This window comes from Streptomyces sp. NPDC033177, from assembly GCF_055577715.1.
In genome coordinates, this window is sequence record NZ_JBVIPS010000010.1 from 25,645 (window position 1) to 48,582 (window position 22,938).

A 22,938-nucleotide genomic window follows, 5' to 3' on the forward strand; every position below is an offset into this window, starting at 1 on the left:
CGAACGGTCCGCACGGTCCGGACGGTTCGGTGCGTCTCGGGGGACATATATGAGCAGGAGGACGGTGGCCGCGCTGCGCGCGCGCCTTGGCTCCGGCCTGCGCACCGGCGTGCGCTGGAAGATCAGCGCGGCGATCGCTCTGGTCGGCGCGCTCGTCGCGGTGGCGCTGAGCCTGGTCGTGCACAACGCGGCGCGCGTATCGATGCTCGACAACGCGCGCGACGTGCAGGACGAGCGGATCCTGTACGCCCAGCGGATCTACGAGACGTCCGGGCGCACCGGCCAGTTCGGCATGAAGATCGACGACCCGGAGATGCCCAAGGACCTCCTGGCGAAGGTGCTCGCCGGGCGGCGCGCGACGTACGTGGAGGACCACGAGGGCGGCGTGCCCGACATCTGGGCGGCGGTGCCGCTGAGCGACGGCCACATCCTGTCGCTGCACACCCGCTTCACCGACCGCAGCGCCACCATCATGAAGGACCTCGACCAGGCCCTGGTCATCGGCTCCATCTCGGTCGTCTTCGGCGGCTGCGCGCTCGGCGTGCTCATCGGCGGCCAGCTCTCGCGGCGCCTGCGCAAGGCGGCGACCGCGGCGCAGGAGGTCGCCCAGGGGCAGACGGACGTGAGCGTACGGGATGCCATCGGCGGCGTCGTACGCGATGAGACCGATGACCTCGCGCGGTCGGTGGACGCGATGGCGGACGCACTCAAGCAGCGCCTCGAAGCCGAGCGGCGCGTGACGGCGGACATCGCGCACGAGCTGCGTACGCCGGTGACGGGCCTGCTCACGGCCGCCGAACTGCTTCCGCCGGGCCGCCCGACCGAGCTGGTCAGGGATCGGGCGCAGGCGATGCGCACGCTGGTCGAGGACGTGCTCGAAGTGGCGCGTCTGGACAGCGCGGCCGAGCGTGCCGAGCTGCAGGATCTGCTGCTCGGCGAGTTCGTGACGCGGCGGATCGCGATCCTTGACTCGGACGTGCGCGTGACGGTGGTGCACGAGTCGGAGGTGACCACCGACCCGCGCCGCCTTGAGCGCATCCTCGGCAATCTCCTCGCCAACGCGGCCAAGCACGGCAAGCCGCCGGTCGAGGTCAGCGTCGAGGGCCGCGTGGTGCGGGTCCGCGACCACGGCCCCGGGTTCCCCGCGGGTCTCCTGGAGGAGGGCCCGAGCCGCTTCCGCACCGGCAGCACGGACCGCGCGGGCGTGGGCCACGGCCTGGGCCTGACGATCGCGGCGGGCCAGGCGAGGGTCCTCGGCGCGCGGCTCACCTTCCGCAACGTGACCCCCGCGGGCGCGGGGCCGCAGGACCCGGCAGAGGGCGCGGTGGCGGTCCTCTGGCTCCCGGAACACGCCCCGACCAACACGGGCAGCTTCCCGATCCTGCAACTGCCGGACAAGTACAAGTAGCCGGTTTGTTGTGGGCAGGCGTTCCGCGGGGCGGAACGGGTGGGCACAACACCGAAGCTGCAGGGCACGAATAAGCAGGGCAGAAGCACGGGCCCCCGGCACCAGAAGGTGCCGAGGGCCGTTGCGAGGGAGCAGGGCCGCAGGTCAGACGGACTCCGCAACCGCATCCTTCGGCCCCGCCCCCCGCAGGGGAACCTCCTTGACGAAGAACGCGGCGATCAGCGCGGCGACCCCGATGATCGCGCCCAGCAGGAACGCCGAGTGCGTACCGGCCGAGACCGCGTGCTGATACGCGTCCCGCACCGCCTCCGGCAGCTTCGCCAGGCTGTCCGCGTCCAGCTGCGCCGACTGCTCGGTGACCTTGCCGCCAAGGTCCCCGGCGCGCGAGGCCATCGTGTCCTCGACGCGGCTGTTGAAGAGCGCGCCCATGATCGCGACGCCGAACGACGAACCGAGCGTACGGAAGAGCGTGGCCGAGGACGACGCGACGCCCATGTCCTTCATCTCGACGCTGTTCTGCGCGACCAGCATGGTGATCTGCATCAGGCAGCCCATGCCCGCACCGAGCACCGCCATATAGAGGCCCGACGTGAACCGCGAGGTGTCGGTGTCCATCTGCGACAGCAGGAACAGCCCGAGGACCATCAGGATGGTGCCGGCGATCGGGAAGATCTTGTACTTGCCGGTGGAGGTGGTGAACCGCCCCGAAAAGAACGAGACGACCATCATCGAGAGCAGCATCGGCAGGAGAAGGAGCCCGGAGTTGGTGGCCGAGGCCCCCTGCACCGCCTGCTGGTAGAGCGGCAGGAACAGTATCGCGCCGAACATCACGAAGCCGGTGATGAAGCCGATCACCGACATGAGCGTGAAGTTGAGGCTGCGGAAGATGTGCAGCGGCAGGATCGGCTCGGCGGCCTTCTTCTGCACGATGACGAAGCTGATGAGCGAGACGACGCCGATCGCGATGAGTTCCATGATCACGGTCGAGGTCCAGGCGTACTCCGTGCCGCCCCAGGTGGTGACGAGCACGAGCGCGCTGATGCCCACGGTCAGCAGCGCCGCACCGAGGTAGTCGATGCGCCCCTTCGCCTTCTTCTTCGGCAGGTGAAGGACCACGGTGACCATGGCGAGCGCGACGGCGCCGAGCGGCAGGTTGATGTAGAAGGCCCAGCGCCAGCCGAGGTGGTCGGTGATGGTGCCGCCGACGAGCGGCCCGCCGATCATGGCGACCGCCATGACGCCGGTCATCATGCCCATGTACTTGCCGCGCTCCCGCGGGGAGACGAGTTCACCGATGATCGCCATGACGCCGACCATCAGACCGCCCGCGCCGAGCCCCTGGACGGCACGGAAACCGATCAGCTGGCCCATGTCCTGCGCCATGCCGCTGAGCACGGAACCGAGCAGGAAGATCACTATGGAGGTGAGGAAGACGCCCTTACGCCCGTACATGTCGCCGAGCTTGCCCCAGATGGGGGTCGATGCGGCGGTGGCGAGCATGTACGCGGTGACGACCCACGACAGGTGCTCCATGCCGCCGAGGTCACCGACGATCGTCGGCATCGCGGGGCTGACGATCATGTTGTCGAGCATCGCGAGCAGGATGGTGACCATCAGCGCCATCATCACGACGCGCACGCTGCGCGGCTGCGGCGCTTCCTTCGCCGATCCGGCCGGTGACACCTTCTCCGATACGGCTGGTGTCGCCTGCTCCGATCCGGCTGGTATCGCCTTCTCCCCCGGCTGTATCTCTGTCTCGGCCATGTTCCCCACTCCCCGGTTACCCCGACTGCGTATTGCCGCCTGCCGGCACTTACTTGCCGACCGGCAAGCTGACTACACTGAGGGAAAGTAGACCCCCAACTAGCCGGGCGTCAAGTAAGTAAAATCGGATCCAAGGATTCGAGTCGAGGGAGCCGAGGAGCAAAAAGATGGTCACGGGCAAGCAGCAGCGCCGCGGGGACACCCGCCAGCGCATCCAGGACGTGGCCCTCGAACTCTTCGCCGAGCAGGGGTACGAGAAGACGTCACTGCGCGAGATCGCGGAGCGTCTGGACGTCACGAAGGCGGCGCTCTACTACCACTTCAAGACGAAGGAAGACATCCTCACCAGCGTCTTCGAGGACATGACCCGGCCCATCGAAGAGCTGGTCGAGTGGGGCAGGGAGCAGCCGCACACGCTGGACGTGAAGCGGACGATCCTGACCCGCTACAGCGTGATCCTGACGGACGCGGCCCCCCTCTTCCGCTTCATGCAGGAGAACCAGGCGACCGTGCGGGACCTGAAGACGGGCGAGCACTTCAAGGACCGCATGCTCGGCCTGCTCGACACCCTGAGGGAGCCGGACGCACCGATGACGTCTCAAGTGCGCTGCATCAGCGCACTGTTCACGATGCACGGCGGGATTTTCGTGCTGAGAGACACCGAAGGCGACCCCGAGGAGAAGCGCAAGGCCATCCTGGAGGTCGCCATCGATCTGGTGACACAGGCGCACGAGGGCGCCTGAGCGACTAGCTGCTGGGTCAGACGCTGACGCCGTTCGAGCGCAGGAACGCGACCGGGTCGACCGCCGTGCCGTAGTTCGGGGTCGTACGGATCTCGAAGTGCAGGTGCGGACCGCTGGAGTTTCCGGTGTTGCCGGAGGCGGCGATGTGCTGGCCGGTGCCGACGGTCTGGCCGACGCGGACGTCGATCTTCGACAGGTGCGCGTACTGCGAGAACGTGCCGTTGTCGTGCTTGATCACGATGGCGTTGCCGTACGCGGGACCGTCACCGGCGCCGTTGCCGCCGGCCTTGACGACGGTGCCGTTGTGCACGGCCTCGACGGAGGTGCCGATCGCCACGGCGAAGTCCTGGCCGGAGTGCTTGCTGGACCACATGTTGCCGCCGAGCCCGAAGGACGCGGAGAGCGTGTACTTGTCGACCGGGTCCTGCCAGGAGGCTGCCTTCTTGGCGGCGGCCTTCTTGGCCTGCTCGGCCTTCTTGGTGGCGGCCTGCTTGGCCTTGGACGCGGCCTTGGCCTGCGCGTCGGCCTGCGCGGCTATCGAGTTGGCGGAGACGCCGGGCAGCGCACTGTTCTTGGCGTCCGCGGCGGATGCGACGCCGGAACCGAGAACGGCCGACGCTCCGAGCCCGAGGCCCGCGATGGTGACGACGGCCGTCCGCGTACGGAGCAGGGACAGGCCGGACTGGGTGGACGTGGCGCGCTTCGACATGGCGGATGACCTCCGGGATGGGGAGCGTGTACGTGACACCGCCGCTGTCGCCGCGTGGCACGTGGGGCTGGGACTGGACCTGTGCCTGAGACACAGAGGGACCCGGCACACGCTTCGCTGCGTTTCCGCCGGGGCCCCACCTTGGTAACCCGCACCCCGCCCCCTGCTCAAACCCCCCATCTACTACCTAATACCGTAGCCAACCGACCCTCTTTCGACCCCTTGACACCGACAAATTCCGACAATTCCCCCTTCAACCATCTGCCGGAATTGGCGTTCGGAGTCAGGTTTAACCACACTTCGAAAGGACATCTCGGGCCAGCACTGGCACGTTCCGCGGAGGGACCCTCCCGACCCGCCCAAGGTCCCGCGGGGTGCGTGCCGAAGGTCCCGGCCACCCCTCCGACCAGCACCACTATTCCGCCTAGTACCGGACATATCGCCTGTGCGTCATGTCACCGGCTCCCGAGATCCACAACCTTCCGAATGTGACCGGCGCTACGCTGCGGCGCATGGATCCCGCGGCCATAGGCTCCGTCACCCGACTCGCGTCGAGCGTCGTCACTCCCCTGGTCAAGCGCCTTTTCGTACGTGAGGGGCCGGGCGCTGACCTGGTGGAGAAACCGGTCCGTCTCTCGGGGCTCGTGTCCTTCAGGGGCGAGAAGCGGAAGCTGACCGACAAGGACCTGGCGAAGCTCGCGGCGGAGCTGGTGCGCCAGGCGGTACGGGCCTCCGGCGAGAGCGCCGTCCCCGCGGACGAAGAACAGGCGGTGGTCGACGCGCTGGCCCGCACCCTGCACGCGCTGGGCGATCTCACCCTCACGGACGTGCAGGCGGTCGAGCTCGGCCACAACGCCCTGGCCCTGCGCCTGCGCCGGGCGAGCGGCAACCCCGACCGTGACCTGTCCGCCGACGCGGCGTATTTCTACGACCGCCTGCTCGACACGACGTGCCTGCACATCCTGCACTTCTTCACGCAGCGGTCGGCCTTCGTGGCCCGGACCCTGGTGGAACAGAGCCGCCGCCAGTCGGAACTGATCACCAAGATCGACGAACTGATCGCCCGCAGCCCCCTGCCCGGGGCGGAGGACGTGGCCTTCGAGCAGCGGTACCTCGCGTACGTCGCGAAGAAGCACGGGAAGCTGACGATCTTCGGGATCGATCTGACCCGGACGCCGGGGAAGTGGCCGCTGGATGCGGCGTACATGCGGTTGGAGGCAACGGCGTCCGGGACGCGCTGGAGAGACCTCCTGCCGCCGCCCGTCACGGAGTCCGCCACCGGCCCGGTCGCATGGTCCAAGTTCGTCCCAGTTGACATCACTTCCCGCAGCACCCAGGACGCAGTCCGCAGAATCGCGGAATCCGCGCGCATCGCGGCGGCCGACGCCCCCGCCCCCGCGCCCGCCGACCAAGCCCTCGCCACCCACGACCGCGTCCTCCTGCGGGGCGAGGCCGGCTCCGGCAAGACCACGCTCATCCAGTGGCTGGCGGTGAGCGCCGCGCGCCCCACCCCGGGCGACGACCACATGACGTACCTCTACGACCGCATCCCTTATGTCCTGCCCCTGCGTACCCTCACCCGGCACGGCGAGCGCCTTCCGGCACCTTCGGAGTTTCTCTCGGCGGTCCGCTCCCCCCTCGCAGGCACACAACCCAGAGGCTGGGAGTCCCGCGTCCTGGCGGCGGGGCGCGGCCTGGTCCTGGTGGACGGCATCGACGAGGTCCCCGACGCCGAGCGCTCCCGCACCCGCGCCTGGCTGAGCGACCTGATCGACGCCTTCCCCGGCAACCGTTGGCTGGTCACGTCACGCCCCTCGGCCGTACGCGAGGACTGGCTCGCCGAGGAGGACTTCACCCTGCTGACGCTCTCCCCGATGAGCAGGACGGACGCCGCGGCGTTCATCAAGCGCTGGCACGTGGCCGCACGTACGGGCGCGGCGGACGAGGACGCCACGCTCGGCTCGTACGAGCGTCAGCTCCTCAACGCGGTCCACACGAAGCCCGACCTGGGCCTGTTGGCGACCAACCCCCTCATGTGCGGCCTGATCTGTGCGCTGCACCGCGACCGCAGGGGCTTCCTCCCACTCGGCCGCAAGGATCTCTACACGGCGGCCCTGTCCATGCTCCTGATCCGCCGGGACCGAGAGCGGCACATGGACGTGCCCGACCTGCGGGAGGAGCCGCAGCTCCAGCTCCTCCAGCGCCTCGCCTACTGGCTGATCCGCAACGGCCGTACGACCATGGACCGTCAGCGGGCGGAGACGATCATCGCGGACCTGCTCCCCGCGGTCCCGGAGGTGGCAGCCCTCGGAGACGCCAAGGCAGTCTTCGAGCACTTCCTCCACCGAAGCGGTCTTCTCCGCGAACCAGGACCGGGCACGGTCGATTTCATCCACCGCACGTTCCAGGATTTCCTGGGCGCGCGGGCGGCGGTCGACGAGGGCGACTTCGGCGTGCTGGCACGTCACGCGGCGGACGACCAGTGGGAGGACGTCATCCGTATGGCGGTGGCGCACGCGCGCCCTCGCGAACGGGTCGAACTCTTCCGGGAGTTGCTTGCGTTCGGTGATGGTCACGCCGAGGAGCGGGCGCGGGTGCGAGTCCATCTGCTGGCGGCAACCTGCCTGGAGCACGCGGCGGAGCTCGCCCCGGAGGTGCGTGAGCAGGTGGAGCTACGGGTGGCGGAGGTGATTCCGCCCCGCACCCCGGAGGATGCCCGCGAGCTGGCGATGGTCGGGCCCATGGTCCTGGACCTGCTGCCGGGCCCGGACGGGCTGGACGAGCAGGCAGCGAGCAACGTCGCGATCACCGCGACGAGTATCCCGTCGGACGCGGCGATCCCCTTCCTCGCGCGCTTGGCACGCCATCCCGCGCTCGCGGTTCGCAGCCAGCTCATGTGGGGGTGGAGTCGCTACGACTGCCGTAGGTACGCGGAAGCCGTGATCACTCAACTCGACGACGGCGAAACGTACTTCACGCTCCGCAGCGACGACCAGGTCGTGGAGCTGGAACGGCTGGCGATCCGCCCGAAGCTGCTGGACATCCGCGAGGGCGTGACCCCCACAGCCGCCTCCCGGCTGATCGCGGCGTGCGCCCCCTCGTTCCTCGCCATGAAGGTGCCACCCAGCCGACTCTCCCCGGCCGCGCTCCACGGGCTGCGCGACCTGAATCAGCTCCGCCTCGCCGGCATCACCGAGCGCTGGAGCCTCGACTTGTTCCCCACTGACGCTCCGCTGCGCATGCTGGGAGTGTTCGCCTCCACGGAAGCCGCAGACGATCTGCAAGGCCTGGACAAGTGGCGGGAACTGGAGTGGGTCCTCTTCGGCGAAACGGACGGTCCCAGGTCACCCGCCGTCTGGGAAGCTCTCACACGCCTCCCGCACCTCATCCGGCTGGACCTGACATCCAGCGCACTCCCCCACGCACCGGAAGGGCTGACGTTGTCCGGTGTGACGGAACTGTCCCTGCTGCACGAGGGGCCGCACGGAAGCCCCGACTGGGCATCGACGGCACTGCACGTCACGCGGCTCTTCCCTGACATCACACACCTGTCCGTATACGGGTTCAGCGGCCGGGAGCGGGTCAGCGTCGCCCCCTTGACCCAGCTCACCGCCCTGCGGCACCTGACGATCTCCAGGCGCCACGTGACCGACATCGACGCCCTTCCCCCGCACGTCGAGATACGAGAGCCTCGCGCCCTTTTCACCGATTGAGCTGAAACCACACCCCTTTGCCACCCCCGGTAGGCGTCACCCCGCACACATCCGACAACGCCGTCACGAGGAAAAGCCCCCGCCCACCTTCGTCTTCCGCGGGAGCCCTTCGAGGGGACGGCAGTTGATCGCTCCCGTCATACACGGCGACCCGTACGTGCGTGGGCGCAATGGCCGCTCTCAGGTGCACGTCACCCTTCGTGTGCTGATGCACGTTGGTCACCAGCTCGGACGTACAGAGCGCGGCGGTTTCGGCGAGGTTGCCCAGCCCCAGCGTGAGCAGCGCGCTGCGTACGAAGTCGCGGCAGATCTTGGGTGAGCTGGAGTCGGCGGGGGCGAACAGGGTGTAGGCGAGCGGGAGTTCGGGGCGCTCGGGTTGCTCGGGACCGCATACGGAGTCATGCACGGTTACGCCCATGAGACGCCTCCAAGGCGCGCGTAGGGGTTCGTTCGCTGTGACGGTGACGGGTGGCCCGGCCGCAGTGGCCTACTGCCCTTCGCGAACAAGTCGCCGCCCGGTACGGGGACTTGGATCGGACAGTGCGCTTCTGCGGCTGAGCAGGGGTTATTGCGTCGACAGCGAGGCTTCCGGCATCTCTGCGTGAGCACCGCCGCACTTAAAGTAGCGATACGCTCAGCAATCGTGCAACCCAATCGGCGAATCAAGTGGACCAAGCACCCCTACGGGGGCAGACTCTGATCGAAACCCCGGGGAGGCCGACGCGTGGCACTAAGAACGCTGATCACTGAACGACAGCGTCGACTCGGCCATGAGCTGCGCAAGTTGCGCATAACGGCGGGGTTGTCCGTCGCCGAAGGCGGTCGGCTGATCGAGATGGGTGCACCCCACCTCAGCCACATCGAGGCGGCGCGAACCGCCATTCCCACTGCGCGCCTCCGCGACCTGGTCCACGGGTACGGATGCAAGGATGAGCCCTACATCGAAGAGCTCATCCGCATGTCCGAGAGCAACGGCAAGGGCTGGTGGTCCGAGTACCGCAAGTCACGCCCCCAGGCGTGGCTCGACCTTGCTGAACTCGAGGCCACGTCCACGTCCATCCGAAGCCACGAGACTCTGCTCATCCCGAGCCTGCTCCAGACTGCGTCCTACATCCGCGCGCTTGTCAGCACGGGCCTGCCCGAGGCCTCGCGCGACGAGGTCGAGACGTCAGTCCGATTCCGCTTGGCGCGACAGCCCATCCTCGACGCGCCTCACTCCATCGACTTCCACGCGGTCATTCACGAAGCTGCCCTGCACGTGGTGGTCGGCGATTCGCGCGTCATGCGCGAGCAGTTGACCCACCTCGTGCGCGTGGCGGCGCTGCCCAACGTGACGATCCAGATCCTGCCGTTCGACGCCGGACCCGGGGCTTGGCGCTGTGCGCCGTTTCTCCAAGTCGAGCCTGTGATCGGCCGCTTGGGAACGGTGGTACTGGAGCACCCAGGCTCCCGTGTCGTCCTCGACGACGAAGCGGCCCTGGACCAGTACCGGGCTACCTTCGAAGAGCTGAGCCACAGCGCACTCCCAGCGGTCGTGTCGAACGAGCGTTCCGAAGCGCACGGGAAGCGTGACTCGTGGGGGCTCATCCAGCATCTGCTCTACACCCACCAGGGAAGAGACCATGGCTGAACTCCACTGGCAGAAATCCACCTTCAGCGAGGCAGCAGGCGCCAACTGCGTCTACTTGGCCGCCACCCACGGACCGAAGGCGACCATCCACCTCCGGGAGAGCGACGCCCCGGAGGCAATCCTCACCACAACGCCCGGGGCCCTCGCAGCTCTGATACGTACCCTCGTGAGCTGTCGGGGCCCGGCGTGATGTTGGTTGCCGCTCAAAGCCAGGCGGCTTACTGCGCGCCGCCCTGGCCCGCGCTGCCGATCGGGCCGACCTTGACCGAGGAGCCCGTGCCATCGCTGACGGGCAGCGTGGCGGCGCCCGGCCACTCCAGGGAGTACGACTTCGTCTCACCGGGAGGCGTCACCACGAGGCCCGTGACGCGGACACCGGAGCCGCCCGTGTCGTTCATCGGGTAGCTGACGTAGAAGGACACCGACTCCCCGCCCGTGAGGACCATCTGCTCGGCAGGCTTCCCCTCACGCGTGGCGGACAGATCCCCCGCGTTGGTCTTCAGGTCGATGCCCGCGAACCCGGAGAGCAGGCAGCCCCGGTCACCGGGGTTCTTGAACGTCACCGCGACCGAACCCTTGTCGTCACCGTCGATGGTGCTGTCCGACGCCGAGATGTCGAGATCATCCGTACGGCACTTCTCGGCCCGCTCGACGTTGCCCGCACCGCTTCCGGCCGCAGTGCCCTGCCCGCCGGAGGTCTTGCCGGCCGAGTCCTTCCCGCCGCCCTGCTCCGAACCGCCGCCCTGCTCCGAACCACCGTCCGAACCGGAGCCGCCGCCCGAGCCGGAGCCGCCCGAGGAGGATGCGCTGGAGGCGGCCGACGGGTCACCCTGCCCCGTGACGTCATCGCCGTTACAGGCCGTGAGCGAGAGGCTCGCGGCGACGGTCAGGGCCGCGGCGGCGATGCGGAGAGTGCGGCGACGAGCGGCGGTGGTGGTGTTGGAACGCATGGCGGGGTCCCCCGTAGGTAGTAGGTGGCGTCCCCTCCTCGGGAACAAGACCGACTCTGGTCGAGCCCACTAATGCCGAACTCCCACCCGACTAACATCCGCCTAACGAACCCTGCTGAGCTGCGAAAAGACCCCGGAAAGTCAGCGGACCGCCCATCCGCCCGCCGCGACGGAATACCCCGCCCCCGCCCCCGGGTTGGCCCCCACATGACGACTGACGCACCCTTCGATCCCCACGCCCTGCTCGCCGCCGGCAGCCTCGGCGTACTGGCGACCATCAAGGCCGACGGGCGGCCCCAGCTCTCGCCCGTGATGCCGTCGTACGACCACTCCGCGGGCGTCATCCGCATCTCGACGACCGCGAAGACCGCGAAGTTCGCGAACCTGCGTCGCGACCCCCGCGCCGCACTCGAGGTGACCAGCCCCGACGGCCGCGCCTGGGCCACGGCCGAGGGCGACGCCAAGCTCATCGGGCCCGGCACCGACCCGCAAGGCCCTGAGGTGCAGGCCCTCGTGGACTACTACCGGGCCGCCGCCGGTGAGCACCCGGACTGGGACGAGTACCGCCGGGTCATGGTCGACGACCGCCGGGTGCTGATCACGATCACGGTCGAGAAGGTGTACGGCACGGAGCTCACCTGAGCCCCGGCACGCGGAGCTCGCGTGAGCCCCCGGCGTGCGCCGCCCCCGTTGGGATCTTCTTGCAGACCATCCCTCTCACGCTCCCCAAGCCCCCTCCCCCGCGGCTGAGTTGACCTACCCTTGACCCTCCACGACACAAGAAATCCCACCCGCAGGGACCCCCCATGTCCATGGAGCCCGTTGTCCGTATCCCCTCGACGCTCGCAGCACCCCTTGTACAACGGCTCATCCGCACGCCCCCGCCACAGCCGCCCGCCGCGCCCGACCTGATCGCCGCCCTCACCACCTGGCGCGGCGCCGGCGCCCCCGCGACCCCGGACGACGTACACCGCACCGCCGCAGACTTCGTCCACCTCGCCGCCGAGGCGCGCTCCGCCCAGTCAGCCGAACTGGGCGCCGTGAGTGACGTATTGACGCGGACCCTCCTCGCGGTCGGCGAGCTCGACCTCACGGACGTGGACGCCGTGCGCCTCGGCCCGCAGGACTACGCGCGGCGTCTGAGGGGCGCCGTGCAGGGCGCGGACCGTGCGCTGTCCCCCGGCGCCGCCTCGTTCCACGACGAGCTGCTCGTGGCCGTCTGCCTGCATCTCCTGTACCACTTCGTCCGCCGCTCCCCGCACATCCAGCAGGACATGGCCGAGCGCGCCAGCCGTATCCGCCAGCTCATCGACCTGAACGACGCGGAGGCCGCCGCCCGCCAGCCCGAACGCTCGCAGGAGGACCGCGACTTCGAGGCCGCGTACGCCGAAGAGGTCGTACGGCAGCACGGCTGGCTCACCATCGTCGGCGTGGACCTCGCCAACGCGCCCGACCGCTGGCCCCTGGAGGACACCTACCTCAGCCTGGAGGCCGAGGAGAGCAGCGGCAGCGGCGTACCGGGCGAACCGCGCACCGTGCTGCTCGCCGACCGGGCCCTGGAGGGGCACGAGCGGGTCCTGCTGCGCGGTGTCGCCGGCTCGGGCAAGACGACGCTCGTCCAGTGGCTCGCCGTGGCCGCGGCGCGCGAGGGCACCCGCGTGCCCTTCGTCCTGCCCGTACGCCGCTTCGCCCGCGAGGGCTTCCCCGCTCCGGACGACTTCCTGCACGCCATCAGCCACCCGCTGGCCGACCAGGCACCCGAGGGCTGGGTCGTACGCACCCTGCTCGCGGGCCGCGCCATGCTCCTGGTCGACGGGATCGACGAGGCCCCGGAGGCGACCCGCGGCGAGCTGCGCAACCAATTGCGCCGCCTCCTTCGCATCTTCTCCGGCAACGGCTGCCTGGTGACGTCCCGCCCCTCCGCCGTCGAGGACGGCTGGCTCGCCCAGGAACGCCTCGCCGAAGAGGGCTTCAAGGAACTCTCCCTCGCGCCGATGTCACGCGACCAGGTCACCCACTTCATCCACGACTGGCACGCCGCGGCGATGAGCGACGACCAGTGCAAGGAGCAGTCGGAGCGCGACAAGCTGCGGGAGTACGAGGAGCGTCTCCTGCACTCCGTCCGCATCTACCGCGAGCTGCGCCAGCTCGCCACGAATCCGCTGATGTGCGGCCTGATCTGCGCCCTGAACCGCGACCGCTCCGGTTCGCTCCCCAAGGGGCGCAAGGAGCTGTACGACGCGGCTCTGGAGATGCTGCTCCAGCGCCGCGACCCTGAGCGTGACGTGCTGTACGCCGATGACGTGCGCCTGCAGCAGGGCCCGCGCGAGCTGCTCCTGCGCAAGCTGGCCCACGCGATGGTGGAGGAGGGCGTCTCGGAGCTGCCGCGCGAGCGCGTGGTCGCGATCCTGGACAGCGCGCTGCCCGCCATCCCCTCCGCGCGCGCCGAGGGCGACGGCGAGAAGATCTTCCGTCATCTGCTGCACCGCACGGGGCTGCTGCGCGAGCAGGCGGGCCTCTCGGTGGACTTCATCCACCGCACCTTCCAGGACTACCTCGCCGCCAAGGAGATAGTGGCTCGCGGTCAGTTCCGCACCCTCGTCGAGCACGCGCACCGCGCCGAGTGGGAGGAGGTCATCCGCATGGCCGCCGCCCACGCACGCCCCGAGGAGTGCGCCGACTTCCTCGAGCGGCTCCTTGCCGCCGCCCCGAACCTGCGCCGCCCACACGTGAACCATCGGCGCCTGATGGCCGCGGCCTGCCTGGAGCACGTCACCGAGCTCGACCCCGAGGTGCAGCAGCTCGTCCACGACCGTACGAAGAACCTCGTGCGCCCCACCACGGAACTGGCCGCCCGCAGCCTCGGCTGGGTCGGCCCCATCGTCCTGGAGCAGCTGCCGGACCCCGAGCAGGTGCCGAGCGACCAGCAGGCGCTCCTCCTGGCGATCACGGCCACCCGCGTCCAGGACGACGCCGCCATCGACTACCTCGCCCGTATGCGCCACCGCTCGGCCCTGTCCATCCGGGTCGAGCTGGTCCGCCCGTGGCGGCACTTCGACACGGAGCGGTACGCGCGCGAGATCATCGCCCACCTCGACCCGCTCGGCCTGTACTTCCCGGTGTCCGACACGGCCGAGCTCGCGGCGCTACGGCACCTCGGCGGACGCCCGTGGATCCAGGTCGTCGGCGTCATGCGCACCGAGGAACTCCTGGACGGCCTGGAACACGACCAGCTGACCCACCTGTGGATCACGGCCGAACTCGCCGACACGGACATGTCCTGGCTCGCCCGCTTCCCGAACCTGAGCGTGCTGCGAGTGAACCCCCGCCTGCCGCGAGTGCGGAACGTACCGGAGGGCGTAACGATCACGTCGTAAGCCGAGGGGCGCCCCGTAGGGGCGCGGGGAACTGCGCGACCAGCCACGAAGTACGTGCAGCCAAAGGTCAAAGCAAAAAGGGCTGCCCCGGACCGTACGAAACGGTCCGGGGCAGCCCCAGTGAGCCTGGCGAGCCCGAAGGGCTACGCCTCCTTGCTCAGGTTAGGCCCCGCGCCACCAGCGGCCTGCTCGATCGGCGGGACATCCGGAAGCGCCGCCTTCTCCTCGCCGCGGAAGGTGAACTTGGCTTCCTCGCCCTCACCCTCCGTGCCGACGACCACGATGTGGCCGGGGCGGAGCTCGCCGAAGAGGATCTTCTCCGACAGGATGTCCTCGACCTCGCGCTGGATCGTCCGGCGCAGCGGCCGGGCGCCCATGACCGGGTCGTAACCCTTCTTGGCAAGCAGCTTCTTCGCGTCACCGCTGAGCTCGATGCCCATGTCGCGGTCCTTGAGACGCTCGTCCACCTTGGCGATCATGAGGTCGACGATCTGGATGATGTCTTCCTCGGTGAGCTGGTGGAAGACCACCGTGTCGTCGACACGGTTCAGGAACTCCGGGCGGAAGTGCTGCTTCAGCTCGTCGTTGACCTTGGTCTTCATGCGCTCGTAGTTCGTCTTGACGTCACCCGCGGCGGCAAATCCGAGGTTGAAGCCCTTGGAGATGTCACGCGTGCCGAGGTTGGTCGTCATGATGATGACCGTGTTCTTGAAGTCCACGACCCGGCCCTGGGAGTCGGTCAGACGACCGTCCTCCAGGATCTGCAACAGCGAGTTGAAGATATCCGGGTGCGCCTTCTCGACCTCGTCGAAGAGCACGACCGAGAACGGCTTGCGACGGACCTTCTCCGTCAGCTGACCGCCCTCTTCGTAACCGACATATCCGGGCGGCGAACCGAAGAGACGCGAGACCGTGTGCTTCTCGCTGAACTCCGACATGTCGAGGGAGATCAGGGCGTCCTCGTCGCCGAAGAGGAATTCGGCGAGCGTCTTGGAAAGCTCCGTCTTACCGACACCGGACGGGCCGGCGAAGATGAACGAGCCACCGGGACGCTTCGGGTCCTTCAGACCCGCTCGCGTACGACGAATCGCCTGCGAAAGCGCCTTGATGGCGTCCTTCTGGCCGATGACCCGCTTGTGGAGCTCGTCCTCCATGCGCAGCAGACGCGAGGACTCCTCCTCGGTCAGCTTGAAGACCGGAATGCCGGTGGCCGTGGCCAGGACCTCGGCGATGAGCTCGCCGTCGACCTCGGCGACGACGTCCATGTCGCCGGCCTTCCATTCCTTCTCGCGCTTGGCCTTCGCCGCGAGCAGCTGCTTCTCCTTGTCGCGGAGAGAGGCCGCCTTCTCGAAGTCCTGGGAGTCGATGGCCGACTCCTTGTCGCGACGCACGCCCGCGATCTTCTCGTCGAACTCGCGGAGGTCCGGCGGCGCGGTCATCCGGCGGATGCGCATCCGGGAACCGGCCTCGTCGATCAGGTCGATCGCCTTGTCCGGCAGGAAGCGGTCCGAGATGTACCGGTCGGCCAGGGTGGCGGCCTGGACCAGCGCCTCGTCCGTGATGGAGACCCTGTGGTGGGCCTCGTAACGGTCGCGCAGACCCTTGAGGATCTCGATGGTGTGCGGCAGGGACGGCTCCGCGACCTGGATGGGCTGGAAGCGGCGCTCGAGGGCCGCGTCCTTCTCCAGGTGCTTGCGGTACTCGTCCAGCGTCGTGGCACCGATGGTCTGCAGCTCGCCTCGCGCCAGCATCGGCTTGAGGATGCTCGCGGCGTCGATCGCGCCCTCGGCGGCGCCGGCACCCACCAGGGTGTGGAGCTCGTCGATGAACAGGATGATGTCGCCGCGGGTGCGGATCTCCTTGAGGACCTTCTTCAGGCGCTCCTCGAAGTCACCGCGGTAGCGGGAGCCGGCGACCAGCGCGCCGAGGTCAAGCGTGTAGAGGTGCTTGTCCTTCAGCGTCTCGGGCACCTCGCCCTTGACGATGGCCTGCGCCAGGCCCTCGACGACGGCGGTCTTGCCGACGCCGGGCTCGCCGATGAGCACGGGGTTGTTCTTCGTACGGCGGGACAGCACCTGCATGACCCGCTCGATCTCCTTCTCGCGCCCGATGACCGGGTCGAGCTTGGACTCACGAGCGGCCTGGGTGAGGTTCCGGCCGAACTGGTCGAGCACCAGGGACGTGGAAGGCGTGCCCTCCGCAGGACCGCCGGCGGTGGCGGTCTCCTTGCCCTGGTATCCGGAGAGCAGCTGGATGACCTGCTGCCGCACCCGGTTGAGATCGGCGCCGAGCTTCACGAGGACCTGGGCGGCGACGCCCTCGCCCTCGCGGATCAGGCCGAGCAGGATGTGCTCCGTGCCGATGTAGTTGTGGCCCAGCTGAAGGGCCTCGCGGAGCGAAAGCTCCAGGACCTTCTTGGCACGGGGGGTGAAGGGGATGTGGCCGGACGGGGCCTGCTGGCCCTGACCGATGATCTCCTCCACCTGCTGGCGGACCGCCTCGAGCGAAATCCCGAGGCTCTCCAGGGCCTTAGCGGCGACACCCTCGCCCTCGTGGATCAAGCCCAGGAGGATGTGCTCGGTGCCGATGTAGTTGTGGTTGAGCATCCGGGCTTCTTCCTGAGCCAGGACGACAACCCGCCGCGCGCGGTCGGTGAACCTCTCGAACATCGTTAATCGCTCCTCAGAGCGGTCAGGCAGTAAGGGGGCTGTCCCCTCCCTGTCCTTCCGCAGCTTAGTCCCGCAAGCGGGGACCGCTCATTCCAACTGCCGACACCCGGCCGAGAACAAGAGGTGCCTCCTGACCCCGAACGCCGACAACTGCTCCAACCCGATGGTGCGAGACGATGTTCCCGCAGGCCAAGCACTTACCCTCACCACCACTACGCCGATGGCGAACGTGAGACGGCCTCGCGCGTGTGTCGCCCCTCCCCACTAGGGATGTCTTACCCGCAAGGACTGACAGTCCATGCGGCGCGCGCCGGTTCCCTCCGCTACGGGCGAACACCCTTGCGCGGCCGAACACGCCCTTACGCCCTATTTCCGGACACCCAGAGCAATCATCCGGGCACTCTGCGTAACCCAAGACGCTTCCGGCCGGTTGCTCCATGCATGGCCTTCACCGTTCCCCAGCCCCGCGTACCGGTCGAGCAGAGCGACCCGGTGCGGCAGTGGTACGCGAACGAACTCGGCTGGGCGACGGACGAGCGCCGCCCAGGGCTGCCGGTGCAGCTCCTGACGGGGCTCCGCTTCGACGTACTGCAGCTGCCCGCCGAGGCCGGCTTCGCCGCGCTGAGACATCTCGGGCCGAAGGCGCCGGTGGCCCTGCGAGGAGAATCGATGCGGCTCTTCGTGGCCGCGGGGAGCGCCGACGAGCTGCCGGGGCTCCTGGACTGGCTGGAGTGGGGCGGCATCCCCCTGGACCTCACGGCCGTCGGGGCGGGCGGACGGACCGACGCGCCCACGCCTCCGGGGTGGCCCGGCACGCAGGGGGCCGCCGTATGGCTGCGACCCCCGGAGCCCGGGTGCGAGGTGGAGCCGACGCTGCCGGCATTGCCGTCCCTGTCCTGCGTGGGGGGTGGCGCCATGCCTCACAGCGACCCCGCCGTGGGCTCCGGTCTCGTACGACTCGTGGACACGGCGGCAACGCAAGTCCACCGGGTCCGGCTGCAACGGACCCGACGTCAGCCGTTGGCCTTCTCGTAGGCCTCGCGGATGGACGCGGGGACGCGGCCGCGGTCGTTGACCTCGAAACCGTTGTCCTTGGCCCAGGCACGGATCGCAGCGGTGTCCTGACCGCCGCTCGTGGCGGAGGCGCGGGCTTTGGAACGCCCGGCCGAACCACGGCCACCGGTGCGACGACCGCCCTTGAGGTAAGGCTCAAGAAGACCGCGGAGCTTGTCCGCGTTCGACGTGGTGAGGTCGATCTCGTACGACTTGCCGTCCAGCGCAAACGTCACGGTCTCGTCTGCCTCGCCACCGTCGAGGTCATCGACAAGAAGGACCTGAACCTTCTGTGCCACCGGATTTCCTTTCATCGATAACTTAGGGCCGGATCGCACGGCGTGAGCCGTGGAATCGCCGCCCCCTGTTATATGCAGTACTGCAGTACGTCGGAAAGCAAACCGCTTTTGCTGGGAAAACACAAACCCCCGGGAGAGACCGGGGACCCCGAGAACCCAGGAAACATGCGCGTTTCGGACATAGGGAACCGGGGCAGCAGGCAGTCCGGAATACCGGCGACGATCACAGATGCAGAAGCATCCGGCTGTTGCCCAAGGTGTTCGGTTTCACTCGTTCGAGGCCCAGGAACTCCGCGACGCCCTCATCTTTGGAACGCAGCAGCTCGCTGTAGACATCTCCGTCGACAGGTGTCTCACCGATCTCCACGAAGCCGTGCTTCGCGAAGAAGTCGACTTCGAAGGTGAGACAGAAAACCCTGCGGACACCGAGCCAGCGAGCGGTCTGCAGCAACTTCCCCAACACCTGATGCCCTACTCCGACGCCCTTGACGTCGGGGTTCACCGCGAGAGTGCGAACTTCCGCGAGGTCTTCCCACATCACGTGCAGTGCACCGCAGGCGACGACCTCGGCGTTGTCGTCGCGTTCCGCCACCCAGAACTCCTGGATGGACTCGTAAAGGGCGACCGTCGCTTTGTCGAGCAGGATCCCCTGACGGGCGTAGGAGTCCAGGAGGTTGCGTACGACCGGCACATCGGCTGTGCGCGCCCGGCGTACGGAGACTGCTTTAGCGCTGAGTTCAGGGGGTTCTGCTGGCATGACCGGACGCTATCGTTCTGCTTCGGGCTCCGCCTCGCCGGGGTTGAGCGGGGCTTGAGTGGCGGGGCCTTCGGAGATCGGGGCTTCGGAGATCGAGGGCTGAGAGATCGGGCCCACGATCCGCATCGCGTCACTGAGTGCTTCGCGCTGTTCCGCCGACATCATCCCGAAGAACGCGACGAGAGCGGCCGCGGGGTTGTCGCTCTGCGACCAAGCTTCGTTCATCAGTGCGGCGGCGTAGGCGGCCCGAGTGGAGACCGCCTCATATCGATAGGCGCGGCCTTCCGCTTCACGGCGCACCCAGCCCTTCTGATGAAGATTGTCCAAAACGGTCATGACGGTGGTGTACGCGATGGACCGTTCCTGCTGAAGGTCTTCCAGGACTTCTCGAACGGTCACGGGGCGGTTCCACTTCCACACCCGTGTCATGACTGAGTCTTCGAGTTCTCCCAAGGGGCGAGGCACACGAGAACAATAGTGGGAGATGTCACTAATGACGTGACGGACGTGGCGGAGGCGCCATTTCCCCAACAAAAAGGGCGTACGACTCGGAATGGGAGCGAGTCGTACGCCAAGGATGTGCGGGTGGTGACCTCAGGTCATCCGCCGGTCACCCTCAGGTCACCGGAGAGCGGAACAGTCAGGCCTTGGGGGTCTGCCGGGCGCCTTCGGCGCTGGAGATCACGGCGTCGACGGCCGCGTCCTCCTTGGCCTTGTTGGCGCCGCCCTGGGTCTTCACGATCGTCACGATGAGACCGCCGAAGAACACGGCCATCACTACGGGGGGCAGGAGCGCGGAGACGTATTCCATGCCCCCCAGAGTAGCTAGCCCGCGGCGAGCTGGTGCGGCGGGTCCGTCGGGCGGCGCTTGGGAGGGAAGACCTCGGCCGGGGTCGGGACGGGGCGTGGCGGCTCCGGGGCGGCCGGTTTCGCCGGAGGGGTGTGCGGCGTCTTGGGCTTGGGCGCCGCCCGGTCGCCGGCCTCGCTCCGGCCGCCGGGGAGGGCGAGCAGGCGGGTGCGCGAGGCGGGGACGAGGGGGCGCGGCGCCGGGACGGCCGACTGCGACCGGCCCGCGAGACGGGCGCGTACAGCCTGTTCGGCGACGGTCCGGCAGCGGTCGAGGAGGGCGGCGGCCACCGGGTTGCCGCGCAGGGCGCGCAGCGCGGCGAGATCGTCGGCGCCGGGTTGGTAGCCGGTACCGAGGACGTCCTCGAGGAGTGCGAGGTAGCCGGTTGCGGTGCCGGGCAGGGCCGCCCGGTAGCGGGCGAGGTCGGCCAGCAGGAAGGCGCGGAGCCTGGCGCCCTCGCTCACTGCCTGGTCGACGGCGTCGGCCAGGCGCAGGCAGTCCTGGACGTCTTCGGCGGAGACGGGGCTGGGATGCAGGGCGAGGGCCAGAGCGCGGCGGAGCACACGCAGTTCCTCCGCACCGAAGGCCATGCCGCCGCGAGATCCGAATGGCGTGGGCATGGCCTGACGATACGTGCAAAGTGGACAAAATCCGTTTAACGCCAATATGTGGCGTGGCTCTGTTTGCTCACGCGTTTACTCGGAGCGGCGGCGGATCATCGCGAAGACGACCGCGCCGACCCCGAGGGCGCCGGCCGCGGCGGTGGCTATCCAGGAGACGACGTTCGTCGCACCGGTCTCCGCCATCTTGCCGTCAGGGGCGTCAGGGTCCTCGGAGGCTTCGCGGGCGTCGGGACCGTGCTCCTCGGCGTCCGGTGACGTGGTGGAGGTGGGGGTCGCAGCGGAGGGCGACGTGCTGGAGGTCGTGGACGGTGAGGCCGTCGCGGCCGGGACACTCACCGCGTACGCGGGACGTGCCTCGTCGAGCCCGGTGGCCGTGTGCGCCGTCGCGGCAGGACCGGCGAGGCCGGCCAGCACCCCGGCCGCCACTGCCGCGGCCAGTCTTCCCCTACGCCCCATTTGCTCCACGCCCGCTCGAACCTTCTCAAGTCCCGTCCCTGCGCAGACTCTTCTATGGGGCGCAGGGTTGTGTGCGCAAGCCCCGCTTATGAGCCGCCGGTTATGAGCCGACGGCTTTGGCGGGGCTCAGCTCCGGGGCATCAACTCCGGGACACGTTCCGCTCGTAGACCAGGCGGAGGCCGATGAGGGTCAGCCACGGCTCGTGCTCGTCGATGACCGTGGCCTCGCCGAGCACCATGGGCGCGAGGCCGCCGGTCGCGATGACCGTCACGTCGTCCGGGTTGCCGCCCGGGCCCGCCAGTTCGCGGGCCATGCGCTGCACGACGCCGTCGACCTGGCCCGCGAAGCCGTACAGGATGCCGGACTGCATGGCCTCCACGGTGTTCTTGCCGATGACGCTGCGCGGCCGGGCCAGCTCGATCTTGCGGAGCTGGGCGCCGCGTACGCCGAGGGCCTCGACGGAGATCTCGATGCCGGGGGCGATGACGCCGCCGGTGTACTCCCCGCGCGCGGAGACCGCGTCGAACGTCGTCGCCGTGCCGAAGTCGACGACGATGGCGGGGCCTCCGTAGAGCTCGACCGCCGCGACCGCGTTGATGATGCGGTCGGCGCCGACCTCCTTGGGGTTGTCCATGAGGATCGGCACGCCGGTCTTGATGCCGGGCTCCACCAGGACGGCGGGCACGTCTCCGTAGTACCGCCTGGTGACCTCGCGCAGTTCGTGCAGGACGGAGGGGACGGTCGAGCAGATGGCGATGCCGTCGATGCCGTCGCCCAGTTCGTCGCCGAGCAGCGGGTGCATGCCCATCAGGCCGTTGAGCAGGACGGCGAGTTCGTCGGCGGTGCGGCGGGCCTCGGTGGAGATGCGCCAGTGCTCGACGATCTCCTCGCCGTCGAAGAGGCCGAGGACGGTGTGGGTGTTTCCGACGTCGATGGTCAGCAGCATGTCGTCGTCACTCCGCCGCGCGCAGGTCGAGGCCGATGTCCAGGATCGGCGAGGAGTGGGTGAGGGCGCCCACGGCGAGGAAGTCCACGCCCGTCTCCGCGTACGCCCGGGCGTTCTCCAGGGTCAGGCGGCCCGAGGACTCCAGGATCGCGCGGCCGTCCACGATGGCCACGGCCTCCGCGGTCTCGCCCGGCGTGAAGTTGTCCAGGAGGATCAGGTCGGCGCCCGCGTCCACGACCTCGCGCAGCTGGTGCAGGGTGTCGACCTCGACCTCGACGGCCAGGTCGGGGAAGGCCTCGCGGACGGCCTTGAAGGCCTGCTCCACGCCTCCTGCGGCCACCACGTGGTTGTCCTTCACCAGGGCCGCGTCGGAGAGCGACATGCGGTGGTTCACGCCGCCGCCCATCCGCACCGCGTACTTCTCCAGGGCGCGCAGACCCGCGGTCGTCTTGCGGGTGTCGCGGACCTCGGCCTTGGTGCCCTCCAGTGCGTCGGCCCACGCGCGCGTGGCCGTCGCCACGCCGGAGAGGCGGCACAGGAGGTTGAGCGCGCTGCGCTCGGCGGTGAGCAGGTCGCGGGTGCGGGTGGTGACGCTGAGCAGCTTGTCGCCCGCCGCCACCCGGTCGCCGTCCTCGACGTGCCGCTCCACCTCGAAGGTGTCCGTGCAGACGATGGAGATGACGGCTTCGGCGATGCGCAGGCCCGCCGCGGTGCCGGCCTCGCGCGCGGTGAAGTCGGCGGTGGCGACGGCCTCTTCGGGGATCGTGGCGACCGAGGTGACGTCAACGCCGCCCGCCAGGTCCTCCTCGATCGCCATGTGCGCGATGTCCTCGACCTGCACGGGGTCGAGCCCCGCCTCGGTCAGGAGCTGCGCGAGAGCGGGGTCGAGGCCGCACTCCATGGGGTCGTACGCGTCGTCTCCGCCGCAGCCGCAGGCATCGCCGCAGCCGCCGCCCGTGGGGGCGAGAGGGAGGTCGTCGGGGGTGCTCACGG

The 22,938-nt window shown here is 68.9% G+C and carries 21 protein-coding genes; 8 read left to right on the top strand and 13 right to left on the bottom strand.

All coding sequences use genetic code 11. The annotated features are described in order from the left end of the window. Positions 1–49: 49 nt before the first annotated feature. Complete coding sequence (gene cseC, locus ACZ5U5_RS30795) at positions 50–1,408, top strand: two-component system sensor histidine kinase CseC (protein WP_469028127.1); 1,359 nt, start codon at positions 50–52, stop codon at positions 1,406–1,408. Positions 1,409–1,552: 144 nt separating this feature from the next. On the opposite strand, the gene ACZ5U5_RS30800 is transcribed toward cseC, so the two are convergent. Beyond that, positions 1,553–3,172 carry an MDR family MFS transporter gene (locus ACZ5U5_RS30800; protein WP_469028130.1) on the bottom strand — a complete coding sequence of 540 codons (1,620 nt, stop codon included), beginning with the start codon at positions 3,170–3,172 and terminating at the stop codon, positions 1,553–1,555. 167 nt (positions 3,173–3,339) lie between these two features. On the opposite strand from ACZ5U5_RS30800, the gene ACZ5U5_RS30805 reads away from it, so the two are divergent. Then, positions 3,340–3,915: a TetR/AcrR family transcriptional regulator gene (locus ACZ5U5_RS30805; protein WP_469028132.1), complete on the top strand. Its 576-nt coding sequence runs from the start codon at positions 3,340–3,342 to the stop codon at positions 3,913–3,915. 16 nt (positions 3,916–3,931) lie between these two features. Here the strand turns inward: ACZ5U5_RS30805 and ACZ5U5_RS30810 are convergent, their stop codons facing one another. Next, a complete protein-coding gene (locus ACZ5U5_RS30810; protein ID WP_469028134.1) occupies positions 3,932–4,624 on the bottom strand; it encodes a M23 family metallopeptidase in 693 nt (230 codons plus the stop codon). 512 nt (positions 4,625–5,136) lie between these two features. Between ACZ5U5_RS30810 and ACZ5U5_RS30815 the strand changes: the two genes are divergently transcribed. Then, complete coding sequence (locus tag ACZ5U5_RS30815; RefSeq protein ID WP_469028137.1) at positions 5,137–8,337, top strand: NACHT domain-containing protein; 3,201 nt, start codon at positions 5,137–5,139, stop codon at positions 8,335–8,337. Here ACZ5U5_RS30815 and ACZ5U5_RS30820 read toward each other — a convergent pair. Next, the gene (locus ACZ5U5_RS30820) at positions 8,327–8,755 is read right to left on the bottom strand and encodes an ATP-binding protein (protein WP_469028139.1); all 429 of its coding nucleotides are present in this window, start codon (positions 8,753–8,755) and stop codon (positions 8,327–8,329) included. The two genes, ACZ5U5_RS30815 and ACZ5U5_RS30820, sit on opposite strands and share 11 nt — an antisense overlap. A gap of 306 nt (positions 8,756–9,061) precedes the next feature. Between ACZ5U5_RS30820 and ACZ5U5_RS30825 the strand changes: the two genes are divergently transcribed. After that, positions 9,062–9,967: a helix-turn-helix domain-containing protein gene (locus tag ACZ5U5_RS30825; protein ID WP_469028141.1), complete on the top strand. Its 906-nt coding sequence runs from the start codon at positions 9,062–9,064 to the stop codon at positions 9,965–9,967. After that, positions 9,960–10,157: a DUF397 domain-containing protein gene (locus tag ACZ5U5_RS30830; RefSeq protein WP_469028144.1), complete on the top strand. Its 198-nt coding sequence runs from the start codon at positions 9,960–9,962 to the stop codon at positions 10,155–10,157. The genes ACZ5U5_RS30825 and ACZ5U5_RS30830 overlap by 8 nt, the downstream gene beginning before the upstream one ends. Before the next feature lie 28 nt (positions 10,158–10,185). On the opposite strand, the gene ACZ5U5_RS30835 is transcribed toward ACZ5U5_RS30830, so the two are convergent. Further along, positions 10,186–10,917: a DUF4232 domain-containing protein gene (locus ACZ5U5_RS30835; protein ID WP_469028146.1), complete on the bottom strand. Its 732-nt coding sequence runs from the start codon at positions 10,915–10,917 to the stop codon at positions 10,186–10,188. Between the two features lie 207 nt (positions 10,918–11,124). Between ACZ5U5_RS30835 and ACZ5U5_RS30840 the strand changes: the two genes are divergently transcribed. Both ACZ5U5_RS30840 and ACZ5U5_RS30845 read left to right on the top strand, forming a co-directional pair. Continuing rightward, entirely contained in the window at positions 11,125–11,559 is a 435-nt protein-coding gene (locus ACZ5U5_RS30840; protein ID WP_469028149.1) for a PPOX class F420-dependent oxidoreductase, read from the top strand. 170 nt (positions 11,560–11,729) lie between these two features. Further along, positions 11,730–14,294, top strand: a complete 2,565-nt coding sequence (locus ACZ5U5_RS30845) for an NACHT domain-containing protein (RefSeq protein WP_469028939.1) — start codon at positions 11,730–11,732, stop codon at positions 14,292–14,294. A 143-nt stretch (positions 14,295–14,437) separates the two neighbouring features. Here the strand turns inward: ACZ5U5_RS30845 and ACZ5U5_RS30850 are convergent, their stop codons facing one another. Beyond that, positions 14,438–16,963 (bottom strand): ATP-dependent Clp protease ATP-binding subunit, encoded by a 2,526-nt coding sequence (locus ACZ5U5_RS30850; RefSeq protein WP_383267724.1) that lies wholly within the window; start codon positions 16,961–16,963, stop codon positions 14,438–14,440. A gap of 441 nt (positions 16,964–17,404) precedes the next feature. Here ACZ5U5_RS30850 and ACZ5U5_RS30855 point away from each other — a divergent pair, with 441 nt between their 5' ends. Continuing rightward, positions 17,405–17,998, top strand: a complete 594-nt coding sequence (locus ACZ5U5_RS30855; RefSeq protein WP_469028151.1) for an SCO3374 family protein — start codon at positions 17,405–17,407, stop codon at positions 17,996–17,998. Here the strand turns inward: ACZ5U5_RS30855 and ACZ5U5_RS30860 are convergent. The 8 genes from ACZ5U5_RS30860 to nadC all read right to left on the bottom strand — a co-directional run bounded on the left by ACZ5U5_RS30860 (position 17,977) and on the right by nadC (position 22,936). Then, positions 17,977–18,315, bottom strand: a complete 339-nt coding sequence (locus ACZ5U5_RS30860) for a histone-like nucleoid-structuring protein Lsr2 (RefSeq protein WP_363210622.1) — start codon at positions 18,313–18,315, stop codon at positions 17,977–17,979. The two genes, ACZ5U5_RS30855 and ACZ5U5_RS30860, sit on opposite strands and share 22 nt — an antisense overlap. A 223-nt stretch (positions 18,316–18,538) precedes the next feature. Then, positions 18,539–19,072, bottom strand: a complete 534-nt coding sequence (locus ACZ5U5_RS30865; RefSeq protein ID WP_363210621.1) for an amino-acid N-acetyltransferase — start codon at positions 19,070–19,072, stop codon at positions 18,539–18,541. Positions 19,073–19,081: 9 nt separating this feature from the next. Continuing rightward, a complete protein-coding gene (locus ACZ5U5_RS30870; protein WP_469028155.1) occupies positions 19,082–19,537 on the bottom strand; it encodes a BlaI/MecI/CopY family transcriptional regulator in 456 nt (151 codons plus the stop codon). Positions 19,538–19,712: 175 nt separating this feature from the next. Further along, entirely contained in the window at positions 19,713–19,883 is a 171-nt protein-coding gene (locus ACZ5U5_RS30875) for a hypothetical protein (RefSeq protein WP_363210619.1), read from the bottom strand. Positions 19,884–19,897: 14 nt separating this feature from the next. Then, positions 19,898–20,539, bottom strand: a complete 642-nt coding sequence (locus tag ACZ5U5_RS30880; protein ID WP_469028157.1) for a hypothetical protein — start codon at positions 20,537–20,539, stop codon at positions 19,898–19,900. A gap of 75 nt (positions 20,540–20,614) precedes the next feature. Further along, positions 20,615–21,007, bottom strand: coding sequence for a hypothetical protein (locus ACZ5U5_RS30885; protein ID WP_469028159.1), 393 nt, complete (start codon positions 21,005–21,007; stop codon positions 20,615–20,617). 131 nt (positions 21,008–21,138) lie between these two features. Continuing rightward, entirely contained in the window at positions 21,139–21,945 is an 807-nt protein-coding gene (locus tag ACZ5U5_RS30890) for a type III pantothenate kinase (protein ID WP_469028162.1), read from the bottom strand. A 7-nt stretch (positions 21,946–21,952) separates the two neighbouring features. Continuing rightward, a complete protein-coding gene (nadC, locus tag ACZ5U5_RS30895) occupies positions 21,953–22,936 on the bottom strand; it encodes a carboxylating nicotinate-nucleotide diphosphorylase (protein ID WP_469028164.1) in 984 nt (327 codons plus the stop codon). Positions 22,937–22,938: the final 2 nt, after the last annotated feature.